Source organism: Hydrogenophaga sp. 2FB (assembly GCF_005503365.1).
Classification (GTDB): domain Bacteria; phylum Pseudomonadota; class Gammaproteobacteria; order Burkholderiales; family Burkholderiaceae_C; genus Hydrogenophaga.
The window spans coordinates 22,788-40,016 of record NZ_SCML01000041.1 but is presented as its reverse complement, the minus strand read 5'-3'; the positions used below and the strand labels follow the sequence as shown (position 1 = coordinate 40,016).

Here is a 17,229-nt window from a genome sequence, read left to right as displayed (position 1 = left end):
CCCTCGGCCCGCGGGGTTCAGCGGCCCTGGAAACCGGGCTGGCGCTTCTCCAGAAAGGCAGAACAGCCCTCGTGGGCATCGTCGGTATCCAGCACCAGGCTGATGGTGGCCATCTCGTGCGCAAGTGCCGCGCTGAGCGGCATGTCCGCGCCATGCAGCATGCTGCTTTTGAGCAGGCGCAGGGCCCAGGGTGACTTGTCTGCGATGCGGTGCGCCAACGCCATGCTCTCAGCCATCAAACCGGCACGCGGCACCGCGCGGTTGATCAGTCCCAGCTGAACCGCCTGCGCGGCAGAGATGAAATCGCCGGTGAACATCAGCATCTTGGCTTGACACAAAGGGATCTGGCGCATCAGGCGCTGCGAGCCGCCGCCACCCGGAAACAGCCCCAGTTTGATTTCGGGCAGACCCAGTTGCGCGTCGTCCGCCATCAGGCGGATGTCGGTGGCCAACAGGAATTCAGCGCCGCCGCCCAGTGCCCAGCCGTTGACCGCCGCAATGGTGGGCTTGGCGCTTTCTTCGAACCGGCGGAACACCCGGTGCAGCACCACGGCAAATTCCTGGTAGTGCGCCAGGCCTCGACGGCTGTTGAGGTCGGCGATGTTGCCCCCGGCGACGAACGTGCGCTCGTCACAGCCCGTGATCACGAGCACCCGCACCGCTGGGTCGGCCTCGAGTGTGTTGAGCGCCTCCTCCATGGCCAGCACCATGGGGATGTCCAGCGTGTTCATGGTCTTGGGGCGGTTGAAGGTCATCACGCCCACAGCGCCATCGGTATGCGTCAGGACATAGGGCTCGGTCATGTGCGTTTCCTCTGGGTTGCCGTGGCTCCGTTCTCGGGCGGCTTGTCGCGCTTTTTCCGGTGCCGGAGGTCGATCACGCCAGGCGCGGTGCGGGGGTCCACGCCGGCGGAAAACAGCTGGTGCTTCTGCACCTTTTGCGTGCCGGTGGTGGGAATTTCATGGGTGAACAGGAGCCAGCCGGGGGCCTTGAAATACGACAGCAGGCGGTTGCAATGCTCAAACAGCGCGCACACCAGCGGATCGTCTGCGTCGGGCCGCGCCACGTACCCGGGTTTGAGCACCACGCAGGCCAGGACCTCCTCCTCACGCACCTCGTCCTTGACCGCGAGCACGGCCGCTTGCGCCACCGCGGGGTGTGTTTGCAGCACCGCCTCGACCTCGGCCGCGGCAATGTTCTCGCCCGAGCGCCGGATGATGTTCTTGCGCCGTTCCAGAAAGTGCAACAAGCCATCCGGGTCCCGCACCACGATGTCGCCGGTGTGGAACCAGCCGCCACGCCAGGCGTCTTCCGTCGCGGCGTCGTCGTGCAGGTAGCCGCTGAACGCATTCTTGCGAGGCGTCGCCGCCGAGTGGCGCACGAGCAATTCCCCCGGCATGCCGTCGGGCACGTCCTCGCCCGCGTCGCTGGCCACGCGCACCTCCAGTCCGGGTTGTGCGCGCCCGATGGCCCGCGTGCCCACCTGGCGCGGTTCGTCCGCATCGAAGATGGCGCGAACGTATTCCGTCATGCCCCAGATCTCGATCAGGGGATAGCCAAAACGCTGTTCAAACGCCGCATGGCGTTGCGGGTCCACGCCCGCGCCAATGGCGAAACGCACCTGGTGGTTTCGCTCCAGCGCATGCGGCGGCTGGTTCAGCAACATGGGCACCACCACCCCCAGGTAGTGCACGACCGTGGCACGCGATTCGTGCACTTCGGTGAACCAGCGCGACGGCTGGAAGCGGTCGGTCTGCACCTGGCAGTTGCCCTTGAGGAGCGCGCAGTAGAAGGAAAACACCGAGGCATTGACGTGGAACACCGGCAGTGGGTTGTAGATGCGCTCGCAGGCCTCTCCGAACGCCATCAGCCCCCCGCGCGTGGCATACCAGCGCCCGGCCGCCAGTTCGTAGCGGTGGGACAGCAGACACCCCTTGGGCCGCCCGGTGGTGCCCGATGTGTAGAGCACGCTGGCCACCGACGCCGCCTCGGCCTGGGTCGAGGTGGCGCGTCGCGTGGGAGGCGGCAGGGCCAGCTCGGCCTCTTGCAGCGCCACCACGGCAGGTCGGTGCGTGCCCAGCGAAATCGCCTGCTGCAACAGCGGCAGGAGGCCGTCCAGCACCACCACCAGATCGAGCTGGGCGTGCCCGACCACGTAGGCCATTTCCTGCGGCCGGTGGTCGGGGTTGAGGGGCACGCAGCACACCCCCAGCGCATTCATCGCCAGCTTGTGCAGAAAATGCTCGAGCCGGTTTTCCAGCAGCAACCCGACGCGGTGCCCCACGCCGTAGCCCGCGCTGGCATAACGCGCCATCAGGCCGCGCACCGCGGTGGCGGTCTGGGCATAGGTCCATTCCAACCCCTGGGGAGCGTAGGCCCGTGCGGGATTGGCGGGAGCCGCGAGGAACGGCTGGTCGCCGTAGCGGGCCGCGGCCTCGAAGAAGACCTCGCCCACGGTGGACGTTTCGCGGATGTCAATCATGGCGCTTCGCTGCAAAGAGGCCGCGGCCCGTCAAAGCCGCAACACGCCATAGCCCATCTCGCCCAAGGGCGCGTTGAGCGAGGCGATGATGGCCATGCCCAGGGCATTGCGGGTGTCCACGGGATCGAGGATGCCGTCGTCCCACATCTCGGAGGTGGAGTGGTAGGCATCGCTCTCGGCCTGGAAGCTCTCCAGCACCGGCTGGCGGATCTCCGCGATCTGCGCTTCGCTGAGGTGCTCACCGTGGCGCTGCAGCTGGCGGATCTTGACGTCGGCCAGCGTGTTGGCGGCCTGCTCCGCGCCCATCACCGCGATCTGCGACTGTGGCCACATCCACAGAAATCGGCCGTCGAACGCGCGCCCGCACATGCCGTAGTTGCCGGCACCAAAGGAGCCGCCAACGATGACGGTGAACTTGGGCACCGTGCAGCCGACCTGGGTCATGATCATCTTGGCGCCATCCTTGGTGATGCCGCGCTCCTCGTACTCGCGCCCCACCATGTAGCCCGTGATGTTCTGCAGAAAGACCAGGGGCGTGCGGTCGCGGTCGCACAGGCGCATGAAGTGCGCGGCCTTGAGCGAGCTGTCGTTGAACAGCACGCCGTTGTTGGCCAGGATGCCGACCTTGCATCCCCAGATGCGCGCGTAGCCGCAGACCAGCGTGGTGCCGTAGCCGGGCTGGTACTCGTGGAAGTGGCTGCCGTCGACGATGCGGGCAATCACCTCGCGCATGTCGAAGCCGGTCTTCCAGTCGGTGGGGATGATGCCGTAGAGTTCCTGCGGGTCGTAGTGCGGTGGCTCGGGTTCGATGCGGTCGATGCGCTGCTTCTGCACCGGCGTGGTCTGAGCAAAGATGTCGCGCGCAATCGCAAACGCATGCGGCTCGTCGTCGGCTGCGTAGTCGCACGTGCCGGAGACGGTGGTGTGCATCTCCGCGCCGCCCAGCGCCTCCGCGCTGACGACCTCGCCGGTGGCGGCCTTGACCAGTGGCGGGCCGCCCAGGAACACGCCGCCATTGCCACGCACGATGACGCTGTAGTCGCACAACGCGGGGATGTAGGCGCCACCCGCCGTGCAGTGCCCCAGCACCACCGCGATCTGCGGCACGCCCAGCTTGGACAGGGTGCACTGGTTGCGAAAGATGCGCCCGGCGGTGTAGCGGTCGGCGAAGAGATCGGCCTGCGCCGGCAGGAAGCCGCCGGCGCTGTCGCACAGGTGGATCACGGGCAGGCGGTTCTCGATCGCGATGTCCAGGGTGCGCACGATCTTCTTGATCGACAGCGGGTACCACGCGCCGCCCTTGATGCTGGGGTCATCGGCGTGGATGACCACCTCGCGGCCATGCACGATGCCAATGCCCGAGACCTGGCCGGCGCCATGCACCTCACCGCCATAGGACTTGTTGGCCGCCAGAGCGCCAATTTCCAGAAACGGCGTGCCGGGGTCCAGCAGCAGATCCAGGCGCTCGCGCACGGTGAGCTTCTTGTGTTTGTGCAGGCGGTCGATGTCGCGCTGCGGACGCACGTGGCGCGCGGCGTTCAGGCGTTCGCGCAACTGCTCGACGCGCTGCACCATGGCGGCGTGGTTCTGGCGGTAGCTGTCCGAGCCCGTGTCCAGGCGGCTGTTGATGCGGCTCATGCCGGGGTCTCCTCGGGTCGCACGCGGGCCAGCACGGCACCCCGCTGAAAGGTCTGGCCAGGCTGGAAGGGCAACGCCTCCAGCGTGCCGCTCTGTGGCGCTTCAATGGTCATCTGCAGCTTCATGCTCTCGATCACCAGCAGGGCGTCGCCGGCCTGCACCAGGTCGCCCGGCTGGACCACCCAGGCCACCACCACACCGGGCATGGGCGCGCTGGAACTGCCCTGCGCGGCAGCGCCGCTCGTGGCGCTGCCGCGCGTGGGGTCCACGCGCTCGATCACGCAACTGCGCCCGTTGAGCTGCAGGTACACCGCATCACCATGGGCCACCACGCGCACATGGGCCGGACGCGGCCCGTTCAGGGTGGTGTAGTGGGTCGCGTCGAGGGCGCGCAGGGGTAGCGTGGTGCCGTCAACGCTGAGCGCGTTGCCGCGCTTGAGCACCTGATGGCGCCGGCCGGGGTCGGATCGGAAGACGTAGCTGGTCATGGGGCGTCGTGGTGTGGGGTTGGGCGTCGGGATCAGTTGCGCCACGCGCCCATGGCCGCAAAAACGGCGGGCACGTCGCAGGCATGGCTCTCGCGGCTGGCGGTGGCGGCCACGGCCAGCAGGGCGCGCCGTTCGTCCTCGCTCCAGTCGCTCGGGCGCAGCTCGGCTTTGTGGCGCTCCAGGAAACCGGTGTCGGTGGCGCCCGCCTGGAAGGCCGGGTGGGCCAGCACGCGGCCCAGGAAGTCGGTGTTCACGGTCACGCCCAGCATCAGCGTGTCCTGCAGCGCCTGGCGCAGCCGGGCGATGGCCAGCTCGCGCGTGGCGCCATGGGCGATCAGCTTGGCCAGCATGGAGTCGAAGTCGGCGCCCACGCGCGCGCCCTGGGTCACGCCGTTGTCGAAACGGATGCCGGGCCCCTGGGGCTCACCGAGCAGCAACACCTGGCCGGTGTCCGGCACGAAGCCGGCATCGGCGTCTTCGGCCAGCACGCGGCATTCGATGGCGCTGCCATGCCAGCGCACCCCGTCCTGGCGCAGCGGCAGTGGCTCGCCTTGCGCCACGCGCAACTGCCACTCGACCAGATCCAGCCCCGTCACCATCTCGGTCACCGGGTGCTCCACCTGCAGCCGGGTGTTCATTTCGAGGAAGTAGAAATCGCCCGTGGGCGAGACGATGCACTCCACCGTGCCGGCGTTGATGTAGCCCGCCGCGCTGGCCAGTCGCACCGCCGCATCGCAGATGCGCTGTCGCAACTCGGGGGCCAGCGTGGGCGCCGGGCTTTCCTCGATCAGCTTCTGGAAGCGCCGCTGGATCGAGCACTCGCGTTCGCCCAGGTGGATGAGATGGCCGTGGCTGTCGCCAAACACCTGCACCTCGATGTGCCGGGGTTGCTCGACAAACCGCTCGGCCAGCAGGCGGCCGTCGCCGAAGTAGCGCTGGCTCTCGGCGCGGGCGGTGGCGATGGCCTGTGGCAGAGCGGTGGCCTCGCGCACGATCTGCATGCCCTTCCCACCACCACCGGCCGCCCCCTTGATGAGCAGCGGAAACCCGATGGCCGCCGCGCGGTCTGCGAAGTGCTGCGGGTCTTCGGCTTCGTCGGCCGATGGCGTGACCGGCACGTCGTGGCGCTGGGCAAACTGGCGCGCGGTGATCTTGTCGCCCATGAGCTCGATGACATGAGCCGGCGGACCCACGAAGGTGAGCCCTGCTTCGGCCACCGCGTGGGCAAAACCGGCGTTCTCGGACAGGAAGCCGTAGCCCGGGTGGATGGCGTCGCAGCCGCTGGCGATGGCGGCCTGGATCAGCGCCGGCCCGTCCAGCCACGCCGAGACCGGAGGCTCGCCGTGCAGTTCGACGGTCTCGTCGGCCACCTTCAGCGCGGGGCCATGGCGGTCTTTGGCATGCCAGGGCACGACGGTGGCAATGCCCATCCGTTGTGCAGTGCGCACGATGCGCAGCGCGATCTCGGCGCGGTTCGCGATGAACAGCTTGCGTATGGTCATGTTTGCGTTTTCCTGCGGGAGCGAGGCGGCGCGGTACCGGCCCTCTCGTTGGATGAAGGGGAAGGCGCGGCCATCACCGCCTGTTCGATCTGGTCGAGGCGCTCACGCACCTCGTCCAGCACCTGGCCGATGTGGCTGCGCGCGGACGATGCGACCACGGGCGAATGCGCACGCCCGCCGGGCAGCAGCGGGCCCAGCACCATGGCGGTGTAGCGGTCGGCCATGGCTTCGACGTCGACCGTGCCGCGGCCAAACAGCGTGCCCCACATGCGGTGCTCGATCCCGCCGTAGACCATGGAGCGCAACAACTCGGCGTCGGTGTCGGGACTCAGCTCACCGTCCGCAATGGCGTCCTCGACGGTGCGCAAGAGAAAGGCGGTGTAGCGCACGTGCAGATCGTGCAGCACGGACTGGAAGTACTCGGGACCGGTCCGCACCTCGTGCAGCACCAGCCGGGAGAGGTTGGGCTCTTCGACATAGACACGCAGGTGGCGCCAGATCAGGAAGCGCATGCGGCTGCGCACACCGTGCAGGCGCGAGAACTTGTCTTCCAGATCGGCAATCAGCGGCTCGTACATGCCGCGCAACACCGCGTTGAGCAGGTCTCGCTTGGACGGGTAGTAGGTGTAGACCAAACCCTCGACCACACCCACCCGGGACGCGATCTCGCTGACCGACGAACGATCGAAGCCTTTCTCGAGGAACATGTCGCGCGCGGCTTCCAGAATCTCGGCGGCGCGGCGCAGGCGTCGGGGCGTTTGCGGCCCGACCGGTTGTGCATAGTCGGCCGGTGCCTCGGTGGCATCGATGTCGGGAGTGCGCTTCTTGAGGTTCATGGCAGTGTGTCCAGTACAGAGGTTGGAATCTCGACCTCCAGGTCGAGCAACATCTGTGCAAACGCCTTGCCCTGGGGGTCGTAGCGCAACGATGCCACACCGCCGCCGCCCAACGCCCGCTCCAGCACGAAATTCAGTGCCAGAAAACCTGGCAATTCGTAGCGCGTGACCGGGCCTTGCGCCACGTGGGAAAAGTAGTTTGCGACCTCATTCGCGCCCAGCACCCGCCGCAGTTCCGCGTAGGCCGCCGGCGAGCGCGCGATGATGCCCACGTTGGAACTGTCACCTTTGTCGCCGCTGCGTCCGTGGGCCAGGCGCAGCAAGGGAACACGCGCAGTGGGGCCGGCCAGTGCCGCGGCGGATGGTGCGTCCGCGGCGGGCGCCGATGCCGCCGCGTGGTCGTGCGCGGTCAGCGGGTGCGGTGCCAAGGCCAGCGGCTGGCCGTCCATGGAGACCCGTGGCGCCACGCGCGACTGCGCGATCAGAAAAGAAAACAGCCTGACCACCGGCGAAGGGCTGGGCCGGCCGGCGGCAAAACCGGTGATGCCCTGTGCCATGGCCGTGGCCGACGGCGCGATCTCGCGCGCCAGCAACTCCAGGGCTTCGCGCTGCGGGTGTTTGGCGGCCAGCTTGAGGATCACCTCGCGGCTGTGCCGGGTGCGCGCGTGCGGGCCGTAGGTGGACTCGGCGCCCAGCACCTCCAGGCTGGTCTCGCTGAAGCCCGGCAGGCCACGCTCGCCCAGCAGGCGGGTGCACCGCTGAAGAATGGCCTCCCCGACCCGGCTGGCCTTGGCCGCTGCCTCGTGGCCGCCGATCATCAGCGTGCCCAACAGGCGCCAGCCATCGCTCCAAGTGGCGCTGACCTTGTAGTGGGCCGGCGCGGGTGTGCCGCGCGCGCCGCTGACCCGCACGCGGTCTTCCCCCTCTTGCGCCAGGCGCACGTCGCTGAAGTCGCAGACCACGTCGGGCAACAGGTAGCGCCTGGGGTCGGCGATTTCGTAGACGATCTGCTCGGCCACGGTGCCCGGTATCACCAGACCACCGGTGCCCGCCGGCTTGGTGATGACCACGCTGCGTCCATCGGGCGCGCATTCGGCGATGGGGAAACCCATGTTGTCCCAGCCGGGCACGGCTTGCCAGTCGGTGTACAGGCCGCCGGTGCATTGGGTGCCGCATTCGATGATGTGTCCCGCCAGACTGCCGGTGGCCAGCTTGTCCCAGTCGTTCCAGTCCCAGCCGAATTCGTGCACCAGGGGACCGAGCGTGACGGCGCTGTCCACCACCCGTCCCGTGATGACAATCTGTGCGCCCGCATCGAGCGCGGCGGCAATGGGCTGCGCACCCAGGTAGGCATTGACGCTGAGCAGCCGCGCGGGCATGGGCTCGCCGCTGAACATCTCGCGCGTCTCCGCGGCGCGCAAGGCATCGGCCTGGTCGGAGAGGTCGTCACCCTCGACCACCGCGATGTGCATCGCGATGCCCTGTGCCTGCAGGGCGGCGTTCAGCGCGCTCGCGCAGGCCTGCGGGTTGACACCACCCGCGTTCGCCACCACCCGGATGCCTTGCGCCTGGAGTTGAGGCGCGAGCTGGGCGATGACCTTGACGAAATCGGGCGCGTAGCCGGCCTCGGGCGACTTGGCGCGGGCGCGCGCCAGCAGCGACATGGTGATTTCAGCGAGATAGTCGAACACGAGGTAGTCGATCTGCCCGTGCTGCACCAGCTGGGCGGCGCCCGCTTCGGAATCGCCCCAGAAGCCACTGGCACAGCCAATGCGAAGCGCGCGATCTCGGCGGGAGCGTGGTGTAACGGTCATGTCGATTTCTTAACGGTTGGGCCAGACGGGGGAGCGCTTCTCTGCAAAGGCCCGCATGCCTTCGCGCGTGTCTTCGCTTTGCGACATGACGGGCAGCACCATCTGCGCAAGGTTGAGGGCATCGTTGAAGGCCAGGCCACTCATGGCCGCGAACGCGCGCCGGCCCATGCGCAGGGCCACCGGCGAGTTGGCGGCCAGCTGGCTCACCAGCGCGTCCACCGCCGCGTCGAGTTCGGCCGCGGGCACCAGCTGGCCCAGGATGTCCAGTTCCAGCGCCTTCTCGGCCGGGAAACGTTCGGCCAGGAAACACATCTCCTGCAGGCGCCGGCGCGGGATCACGCGCATCAGCAGCGGCAGGATCATCATGGGGAAGACGCCCACGCGCGCTTCGGTCGTGCCGAACCGCGCGGTGTCCACGCCGATGGCGAAGTCGCAGGCGCAGATCAGGCCCACGCCGCCGCCGAAGGCGCTGCCGTTGACACGCGCGATGATGGGCAGGTGGCAACGGTCCATGGCGCGAAACAGCTCGGCGATCGGGTTGTCAAAACGGCCCGGTTCCAGCGCGAAGGGCGAGCCGTCGGCGCCCGGCTTGAGCTTGCCGCCGGCGCAGAAGGTCTGTTCACCGGCGCCGGTCAGCACGATGGCGCGCACGCCTTCCATGGCTTCGGCGGCCAGCAGCGCTTGGCGCAGCGCGACCATGACGGCATCGGTCATGGTGTTGTGTTCGGCGGCGCGGTTGATGGTGATGTGGCAGGCCAGGCCACGGCGCTCCACCAGCACCTCTGGGGTGATTGCACTCAAGGTTGCTCTCCTTCAGCGGGTTGCGAAAAGGCCTGCGGCGGCTGGTAGAGCGGGAAGCCGTTGTAGGTGAAGTCCTGTCGCGCAGGCTCGAGCTTCCAGGTGTGGCGGGCGGTGGGCACGCCGCCGTCCACGCGGATGACGGCGCCACTGATGAAGCCGGCCGCGGGCGACAGCAGGTAGGTCACCGCGGACGCCAGTTCGGCCTCGGTGCCAAAGCGTTGCAGCGGCACCTTGGTGCGCAGGCCGCGCAGCAGCTCCTGGTAGTTGTCGTCATAGGTGTCGATCCCGGCGGACGCGATCCAGCCCGGCGCCACGGCGTTGACGCGCACGCCGGCGCAACCCCATTCGCAGGCAGCCGTTTCGGTGAAGGTCAGCACGCCGCCCCGCGCGGCGCCCGAGTGGCCCATGCCCGGCAGGCCACCCCAGATGTCGGCCAGCATGTTGACGATGCTGCCGCCGTGCTGCTCCATCCACTGCACGTAGCACTCGCGCGAGAACAGGAAGGTGCCGTGCAGGTTGTTGCGCACCACCACGTCCCAGCCCTTGAGGGTGATGTCGCGCAGAGGGGCCGGGTACTGGCCACCCGCGCAGTTGAACAGGCCGTGGATGGCGCCGTGGGTCGCGAGGATGTCGGCCACGGTCTGCTGCACCGATGCTTCCTCGCGGATGTCGCAGCTGTGCAGCGAGACGCGCCCGCTGGCCTCGGGGTAGGCCGCCACCAGCTCGGCCGCCACCGCCTCCAGTTTTTCGCGCTTGCGCCCGACCAGTGCGAGGCCTGCGCCCAGGCTGGCCAGTTCGTGCGCGGCGCAGCGGCCCAGGCCGCTGCCACCGCCGGTGACGACGATGGTCTGGCCCTCGAACAGGCCGGGCCGAAACACCGAGCGGTAGCGCTCGGCCTGGGCCGATGGAGAGGGGGTGGCTTGCGGCATGGCGTGGGCGTGGTCAGTAGCTGATGAAGTCCGTCAAGGCCTTGACCGTGGCGTTCTTCGGGTCGGTCTGGAACAGCTTGATCGGCAGCACCGCCTGTGCCTTGGGGTTGTCCAGGGACAGCGGACCGGTCAGGCCACCGGTGTCGAAGTTCTTCAGCTTGTTGAGCTGGTCGACCACGCAGGTGCGGGTGACGGTGGCGCCGCAGCGGCGGATGCCCTCGGCCAGCACCTGGGTGCCGACATAACCACTGACGGTGTAGCGGTTGAAGTTGGCGAGATCGTCCGCGCTCAGGTACTGCTTGGCGGTCTCCATCAGCTTCTTGCCGGCGGGGTCGTAGTTGGAGGCGTAGTAGTCGGGGATCAGGTACTCGAAGCCCGACGGTGCGGCCAGCTTCACGGCGGCGGGCAGTTGCCCGGCCCACAGCGTGCCGATCAGCGGCGTCATGCCCAGGCGGCGGAACTCGCTCATGACGGCGGCCGACTCGGTGGTCAGCGTGCCCAGGTAGACGGCCGTGACGCCCTTCTCCCGCAGGGTGAGCACCTCGGCGGAAAAGTCCTTGGCGCCGCGCTTGAACGGGATCTCGGCCACGCTGGCCACGCCGTGCTGCTTGACCGCCTTCTGGTAACCGGCCAGCAGCGCTTTGCCGAAGTCGTCGTCCTGGTAGAGGATGCCGAACTTGCCGTTCTTCTGGCCCATCTTCTCGACCATGTGCGCGATCGGCACGAAGCCGGCCCAGTCGTAGTCGGGGCCGATCATGAAGACAGTGGGCCGGCGCGGGCTGACCACGGCCGGGTTGGGCGCCATGTGCACGATGGTGGGAATCTTGGCTTCCTCCACGGTGGGCAACATGGCCACCATGTGCGAGCTGCCGGTGGTGCCGGTCAACGCGAACACCTTGTCCGAGTCGATCAGTTTCTTCACCGCCGACACCGAGCGCGCCGGCACGTAGCCATCGTCCTCGTAGATGGCGCGCAGCTTGCGGCCGTTGATGCCGCCCTTGGCATTGATCTCGGCAATCGCCAGCTTGGACCCGGCGGCGCCGGCCTTGCCGATCAGCGAGGCCGGACCGGACATGGGCTGCACCTCGCCGAGCAGGATTTCGGTGGCGGTCACGCCCACGTCCTGGGCGCCGGCCGCGCCGGCGCCGATGGCCAGGCCCAGAATCGAACAACGGCCCAGGCGCCGCGTCCACCTCAGAATCGAATCACCTTGCATTGCTGTCTCCTCTTTTGAATCGGCCGGGCCGGGGAATTCCGGTGCCGTGCCACGCTGCCATGTCCCCGTCCCGTTCACTGGGACAGGGGCCAATGCACCCAGAACCGTTTGACCTTGCGCCAGATGCCCGCCAGGCCCTCGGGCTCCAGCCGCAGGAAGAGCAGGATTACCACGCCGTACATCAAGCCCTTGATCTCGTAGATGCGATCGGACATGAGGGTGGTGAAGCGGTCGCCCGCGAGCGAGAAACCGAAGTTCAGGAGTTCGGGCAACAGCAGGATCAGCGCGGTGCCCAGCAAAGCGCCGTGCACCCGGCCCAGGCCGCCGACGATGATCATGGCCAGGGCCTCGATGCTGATCAGGATGCTGAAGGTGTCGACGTTGATGTAGCGCGTCTGCAAGGCCACCAGCGCGCCGGCCACGCCGGTGTAGAAGGCACTGACCATGAAGGCCAGCAGCTTGTAGCGCATCAGGTTGATGCCCATGGCACGGGCGGCGATGTCGTGGTCCCGCACCGCCAGCCAGGCCCTGCCGATGGGCGAGCGCATGAGGTTGAGCGTGAGCAACACGAACAGCACCAGCATGGCCAGCGCCACATAGAAGAAGGGCTGGTCGCTTTTGACCTCGTAGCCCAGCAGCGCCAGCGGCGCCACCGCCATGCCTTCCGAGCCGCGCGTGATGTCTTCGGCGAACAGCACCAGGTGGCGCACGATGAAGGTGAATGCCAGCGTGGTGATGGCGAGGTACAGGCCCTTGAGCCGCAGCGAGGGAACACCGACCACCAGGCTCGCCACCGCCGCCACCGCACCCGACGCGAAGATGGCCAGCCAGGCCGGCACGTGGTAGTCGGTGGTGAGGACGGCCTGTGCGTAGGCGCCGATCAGCAGGAAGCCCGCGTGACCGAGCGAGATCTGTCCGGTCACGCCGGTCAGCAGGTTCAGACCCAGCACACCAATGGCCATGACGAAGATGGCCGACAGGATGCCCAGCCCATGCGAACCCAGCACCAGCGGCGCGCAGGCCACCAGCAGCAAGCCGACGCCTGCCCAGACCCAGGTGCTGCGGTGCGGCGTCAGTGCGACGAGATCGGCGTAGGACGTTTTGTAGATTCGGGTACGCATCAGACACGCTCGATTTCTCGTTGGCCGAAGAGGCCGTAGGGTTTCACCATCAGCACCACGATGATCAGCACGAAGCCAGCGATCTCCTTGAGGCCACGGCCCAGGTAGCCACCGGCCAGGTTCTCGACCACGCCGATCACCAGGCCACCGAAGGCCCCGCCCACCACCGAGTCCAGGCCGCCGAGGATGGTGGCCGGGAAGCCGCGCAAGCCCATCTGGGAAATCTCGGGCTCCAGGGCGAACATCAGGCAGAACGACAGCCCGGCCACCGCCGCAAACAGCGAGGACAGCGCCCAGGCGATGCCGCTGATGCGCTTGACGTTGATGCCCATGAGCAGGGCCGTGGTCTCGTTGTTGGAGGTGGCGCGCATCGCAATGCCGACACGCGAGTGGCGGAAGAAGACCCACATCAGCAGGCACAGCAGCGCCAGCATCACCAGCGAGAAGATCTGCCCGGGGTACAGCGCCAGTTCGCCGAGTCGAATGACGTCGTCGCCCAGCGGCCGCGGAAAGGGTTTGGGTTCCACGCCCCAGATCAGGATCACCACCGACCGGATCACCACCGCCAGGCCGATGGTGACCATCACGCGAGAGAACATGGGCTCACCGAGCATCGGCCGGATGAACACGCGCTCGATCAGCAGACCCAGAAGCATGGCCGTGGGCAGGGTCGTGGCCAGCAGGCCGAAAAAGCCCATGCCCGGGACCTGCGCGAGGTTGAAGCTGATGTACGCGGTCAGCATCATCACCTCGCCCACGGCGAAGTTCACCATGCCGGTGGCGCGGTAGACCATGGCGAAGCCCATGGCGATCAGGCCGTAGAGCGAGCCGATGACCAGACCCGACATCAGCAGGTTGAGGAAGTAGTTCATGGGCGGGCCTCCTGGCCGTAGATCTGCGCGATCTCGGTGGCGAACTTTTTCTCGATCACGTTGCGGCGCACCTTCATGGTGGCGGTCAGCTCGCCGTCGTCGTGGTCGAGCTGCTTGCGCAGGATGACGAACTTGCGGATGTTCTCGACCCGCGAAAAACGTTCGTTGACGCGCTTCACGTCGGCGTCCACCAGTTCACGCACGGTGTCCAGCGCGGCCAGCGATTCGTAGGTGGTGTAGGCGATGCCGCGCTCCTGCGCCCATTTGCCCACCGTGTCCAGGTCGATCTGGATCAGCGCGGCCAGGAAGTGCCGGCCGTCGCCCAGCAGCACGGCTTCGCTGATGTAGACGCTGTCCTTGAGCGCGTTCTCGATCAGCGAAGGCGTGATGTTCTTGCCCCCGCTGGTGATGAGGATGGCCTTCTTGCGGTCCCGAATCTGCAGCTCGCCGTTCTCGGGGTCGATCTCGACGATGTCGCCGGTGTGCAGCCAACCGCCCTCCAGCGCCTTGTCGCTGGCGGCCTCGTCGTACAGGTAGCCATTGAAGACCACCGGGCCGCGCACCAGCAGTTCACCGTCGTCGCCCAGGCGCTGCTCCACCACGCGCGGCAGCGGCGGTCCGCACCAGCCCAGGCGGGCGTGGCCGTGGCATTGCGCGTGGCTCACGCCACTGCTTTCGGTCATGCCATAGACCTGGTAGATCGGCACACCCATGGCGCGGAAGAACAGGATCACCGCTGGCGAGATGGCGGCACCGCCGGTCATCGCCATCCAGGTGCGGTCCAGACCGACCGAGGCCAGCAGGTTGCTGAACACCAGCCAGCGCAGCACGCGGGCCGTGGCGGCGTCGCGCCAGTTGACCGGACGGTCCCCGTTGGCAATGGTGCGTTCGGCGATCGGCTGGGCCACGGCCATGGCGCGCTCGAACACGAGACGCACCCAGGGCCGGGCCTCGCGTGAGGCAATCACGATCTGCTGCTGCAGCTTCTCCCAGATGCGCGGCACGCCGAAAAAGAAACCGGGGCCCACCTCGCGCAGGTTCTGCGTCACCGCGTCGATGGATTCCGCGAAATACACCACCGAGCCGTACACCAGCTGCGCCACCGGCGACATCAGGCGCTCGGCCACGTGGCACAGCGGCAGGTAACACACCACCTCCAGCGGTCGGCCGGCATAGCCCTGCACCTGGCCCACCTGGGCGGCGTTGTGGATGATGCCGCGGTGCGCGATGCGCGCGCCCTTGGGCATGCCGGTGGTGCCCGATGTGTAGACGATGAGTGCGTCCTGCTCGGACGTGACGGCGTCGATCTGCTGGTCGAACGCATCGCGCTGCGCGGCATCGCGGGCCAGCGTGCGCCCTTCGTTCAGGGCCAGCTCGAAGGGCCGGAGGCAGGCTTCGTGGTAGTGCCGCATGCCCTTGGTGTCCACGGTCAGCACCTGCTTCAGGTCGGGCAGGCCGTCCCCGTTGCGCATGGCGTCCAGCACCTTGTCGGTCTGCTCCTGATCGCCGCAGACGGCGAACTTGGCGCGGCAGTGGCGCACGATGTATTGCAGCTCGGGCCAGGGGTTGGTCGGGTAGATGCCCACCGTCACGCCGCCCAGCGACTGTGCCGCGAGGTCGGCATAAAACCATTCGGGTGAGCCATCGGAGGCGATCACCAGCTTGTCACCCACACCGAAGCCCTGGGCGCGCAGGTAGAGGGCGAACGCCTGTACCTTCTCGAAGTAGTCGGCCCAGGTGATGCCCAGCCAGATGCCGCGCACCTTCTCGCGCAGAGCGATGCGATCGGGCGTCTGGCGCGCGCGGTGGCGCAGCAGGCCGGGCAAGGTGGCCTGCCCTGCCAGCACGCCAGGGGGCAGTTCGCGGTCGGCGATAGCCGGGTCGAGACGGCTCATGCCTGCACCCTCGCCACGGCGCCATCCGCCAGGCCCAGATAGGCCGACACCACGGCGGGGTTGGCCGACACGTCGGCCGGCGTGCCTTCGGCGATCTTGCGGCCGAAGTTGAGCACCGTCACATGATCCGAGATGTCCATGACGATGCCCATGTCGTGTTCGATCATCATCACGGTGATGCCACGTTCTTCGCGGATGTCGAGAATGAACCGCGCGATGTCTTCGGTTTCTTCCTGGTTCATGCCCGAGACCATTTCGTCCAGCAACAGCAAGCGCGGGCGCATGGCCAGCGCGCGGCCCAGTTCGACCCGCTTTTGCAGGCCATAGGACAGAGTGCCCACGGGCACGTCCCGTATGGTTTCAATTTCGAGGAACTCGACGATCTCCTCGGCGGCTTCGCGCGCGGCGATCTCGGCCTTGCGGGTCGGTCCCCAGAACAGCGCCGCACCCAGAATGCCGGTCGGCAGTTGCGCGTGCATGCCGGTCAGGATGTTGTTGATCACCGACTCGTGCTTGAACACCGCCAGGTTCTGGAAGGTGCGGGCCATGCCCCGCGCCGACAGCGCGTGGGCCGCCAGGCCGGTGATGTCCTCGCCCTGAAAGTGGATGCGCCCGGCGCTGGGGTGCAACAGGCACGAGGCCATGTTGAACAGCGTGGTTTTGCCGGCGCCATTGGGGCCGATGACGCTGCAGATCTGGCCGGGCAACACCTTCAGGTCGATGCCGGAGAGCGCATCGAGACCGCCAAAGCGTTTGGACACGCCCGTCATCTCCAGCATGGCTGTGCTCGTGCCGCTCATGACAACCACCTTTTGCGACGCTTGTAATGTTTGACGTCCCGCATGCTGCGCCGCGTGTCGCTGCCGGCGCCCATGCCGAGATAGAACTCCTTGACGTCGTCGTTGGACAGCAACTTCGCCGGCTCACCGTCCAGCACGACGCGGCCGCGTTCCATGATGTAGCCGTAGTTGGCGAGGGACAGCGCCAGCTGTGCGTTCTGCTCCACCAGCAGCACGGTCACGCCCTGCTCGTCGCGCAGCCGGCGCACCGCCTCGAAGATCTCGGCAATGATTTGCGGCGCCAGCCCGAGCGAGGGTTCGTCCAGCAGCAGCAGGCGCGGGCGCGACATCAACGCCCGGCCGATGGCGACCATCTGCTGCTGCCCGCCGGAGAGGTAGCCCGAGACGCGGCTGCGGTGCTGCTTGACGGCGGGAAACAGCTCGAACACCTGGTCCAGCCCGGCGCTGACTTCGCCCGCGGGGCGTGAGTAGCCGCCCATCAGCAGGTTCTCTTCCACGGTGAGCTTGTCGAACAGGCGGCGCCCCTCGGGCACCTGCACGATGCCGCGGCGCACGATCTCGTGGGGTGCAAAGCCGGTCAACGACACGCCATCGTGGGTGATGGTGCCCCCCAGGACCTCGCCATCCTCCGGATAGAGCACGCCGCAGATGGACTTGAGCACCGTGGATTTACCGGCGCCGTTGCTGCCCAGCAGCGCCACGATCTGCCCGGCTCGCACCTCCAGCGAGGCGTCTCGCAAGGCCTCGACGGCGCGGTCGTAATAGACCTGTAGGTTGGTGATGGTCAACATGCTTGGGTGTGTTGAAAGTTGGCGGATTCTAGGAAGCGTCCGGC

The 17,229-nt window shown here is 67.5% G+C and carries 15 protein-coding genes; all 15 read right to left on the bottom strand.

What is annotated here, in order from left to right; all coding sequences use genetic code 11:
* Window positions 1-17: 17 nt before the first annotated feature.
* Complete coding sequence (locus FFS09_RS21440) at window positions 18-803, bottom strand: enoyl-CoA hydratase/isomerase family protein (RefSeq protein ID WP_137920942.1); 786 nt, start codon at window positions 801-803, stop codon at window positions 18-20.
* Window positions 800-2,482, bottom strand: a complete 1,683-nt coding sequence (locus FFS09_RS21435) for an AMP-binding protein (RefSeq protein WP_137920941.1) — start codon at window positions 2,480-2,482, stop codon at window positions 800-802. The genes FFS09_RS21440 and FFS09_RS21435 overlap by 4 nt, the downstream gene beginning before the upstream one ends.
* Before the next feature lie 30 nt (window positions 2,483-2,512).
* Window positions 2,513-4,120, bottom strand: coding sequence for an acyl-CoA carboxylase subunit beta (locus tag FFS09_RS21430; protein WP_137920940.1), 1,608 nt, complete (start codon window positions 4,118-4,120; stop codon window positions 2,513-2,515).
* Window positions 4,117-4,608 (bottom strand): acyl-CoA carboxylase biotin carboxyl carrier protein subunit, encoded by a 492-nt coding sequence (locus FFS09_RS21425; RefSeq protein WP_137920939.1) that lies wholly within the window; start codon window positions 4,606-4,608, stop codon window positions 4,117-4,119. The genes FFS09_RS21430 and FFS09_RS21425 overlap by 4 nt, the downstream gene beginning before the upstream one ends.
* Window positions 4,609-4,640: 32 nt before the next feature.
* On the bottom strand, window positions 4,641-6,110 hold the full coding sequence (locus tag FFS09_RS21420) for an acetyl-CoA carboxylase biotin carboxylase subunit (protein WP_137920938.1): 1,470 nt from the start codon (window positions 6,108-6,110) through the stop codon (window positions 4,641-4,643).
* Window positions 6,107-6,946, bottom strand: a complete 840-nt coding sequence (locus FFS09_RS21415; protein ID WP_137920937.1) for a TetR/AcrR family transcriptional regulator — start codon at window positions 6,944-6,946, stop codon at window positions 6,107-6,109. The genes FFS09_RS21420 and FFS09_RS21415 overlap by 4 nt, the downstream gene beginning before the upstream one ends.
* Window positions 6,943-8,760, bottom strand: a complete 1,818-nt coding sequence (locus FFS09_RS21410; protein WP_137920936.1) for an acyclic terpene utilization AtuA family protein — start codon at window positions 8,758-8,760, stop codon at window positions 6,943-6,945. The genes FFS09_RS21415 and FFS09_RS21410 overlap by 4 nt, the downstream gene beginning before the upstream one ends.
* 9 nt (window positions 8,761-8,769) lie before the next feature.
* Window positions 8,770-9,561: an enoyl-CoA hydratase-related protein gene (locus FFS09_RS21405; RefSeq protein ID WP_137920935.1), complete on the bottom strand. Its 792-nt coding sequence runs from the start codon at window positions 9,559-9,561 to the stop codon at window positions 8,770-8,772.
* Entirely contained in the window at window positions 9,558-10,490 is a 933-nt protein-coding gene (locus tag FFS09_RS21400) for an SDR family oxidoreductase (RefSeq protein WP_137920934.1), read from the bottom strand. The genes FFS09_RS21405 and FFS09_RS21400 overlap by 4 nt, the downstream gene beginning before the upstream one ends.
* A 13-nt stretch (window positions 10,491-10,503) precedes the next feature.
* The gene (locus FFS09_RS21395; protein WP_137920933.1) at window positions 10,504-11,706 is read right to left on the bottom strand and encodes an ABC transporter substrate-binding protein; all 1,203 of its coding nucleotides are present in this window, start codon (window positions 11,704-11,706) and stop codon (window positions 10,504-10,506) included.
* Window positions 11,707-11,780: 74 nt separating this feature from the next.
* On the bottom strand, window positions 11,781-12,827 hold the full coding sequence (locus FFS09_RS21390; protein WP_137920932.1) for a branched-chain amino acid ABC transporter permease: 1,047 nt from the start codon (window positions 12,825-12,827) through the stop codon (window positions 11,781-11,783).
* Window positions 12,827-13,699, bottom strand: coding sequence for a branched-chain amino acid ABC transporter permease (locus FFS09_RS21385; protein ID WP_137920931.1), 873 nt, complete (start codon window positions 13,697-13,699; stop codon window positions 12,827-12,829). The genes FFS09_RS21390 and FFS09_RS21385 overlap by 1 nt, the downstream gene beginning before the upstream one ends.
* Window positions 13,696-15,594, bottom strand: a complete 1,899-nt coding sequence (locus tag FFS09_RS21380) for an AMP-dependent synthetase/ligase (protein ID WP_137920930.1) — start codon at window positions 15,592-15,594, stop codon at window positions 13,696-13,698. The genes FFS09_RS21385 and FFS09_RS21380 overlap by 4 nt, the downstream gene beginning before the upstream one ends.
* Window positions 15,591-16,394, bottom strand: coding sequence for an ABC transporter ATP-binding protein (locus FFS09_RS21375; protein ID WP_137920929.1), 804 nt, complete (start codon window positions 16,392-16,394; stop codon window positions 15,591-15,593). Before FFS09_RS21375 ends, FFS09_RS21380 begins: the two co-directional genes overlap by 4 nt.
* A complete protein-coding gene (locus FFS09_RS21370; protein ID WP_137920928.1) occupies window positions 16,391-17,185 on the bottom strand; it encodes an ABC transporter ATP-binding protein in 795 nt (264 codons plus the stop codon). Before FFS09_RS21370 ends, FFS09_RS21375 begins: the two co-directional genes overlap by 4 nt.
* Window positions 17,186-17,229: the final 44 nt, after the last annotated feature.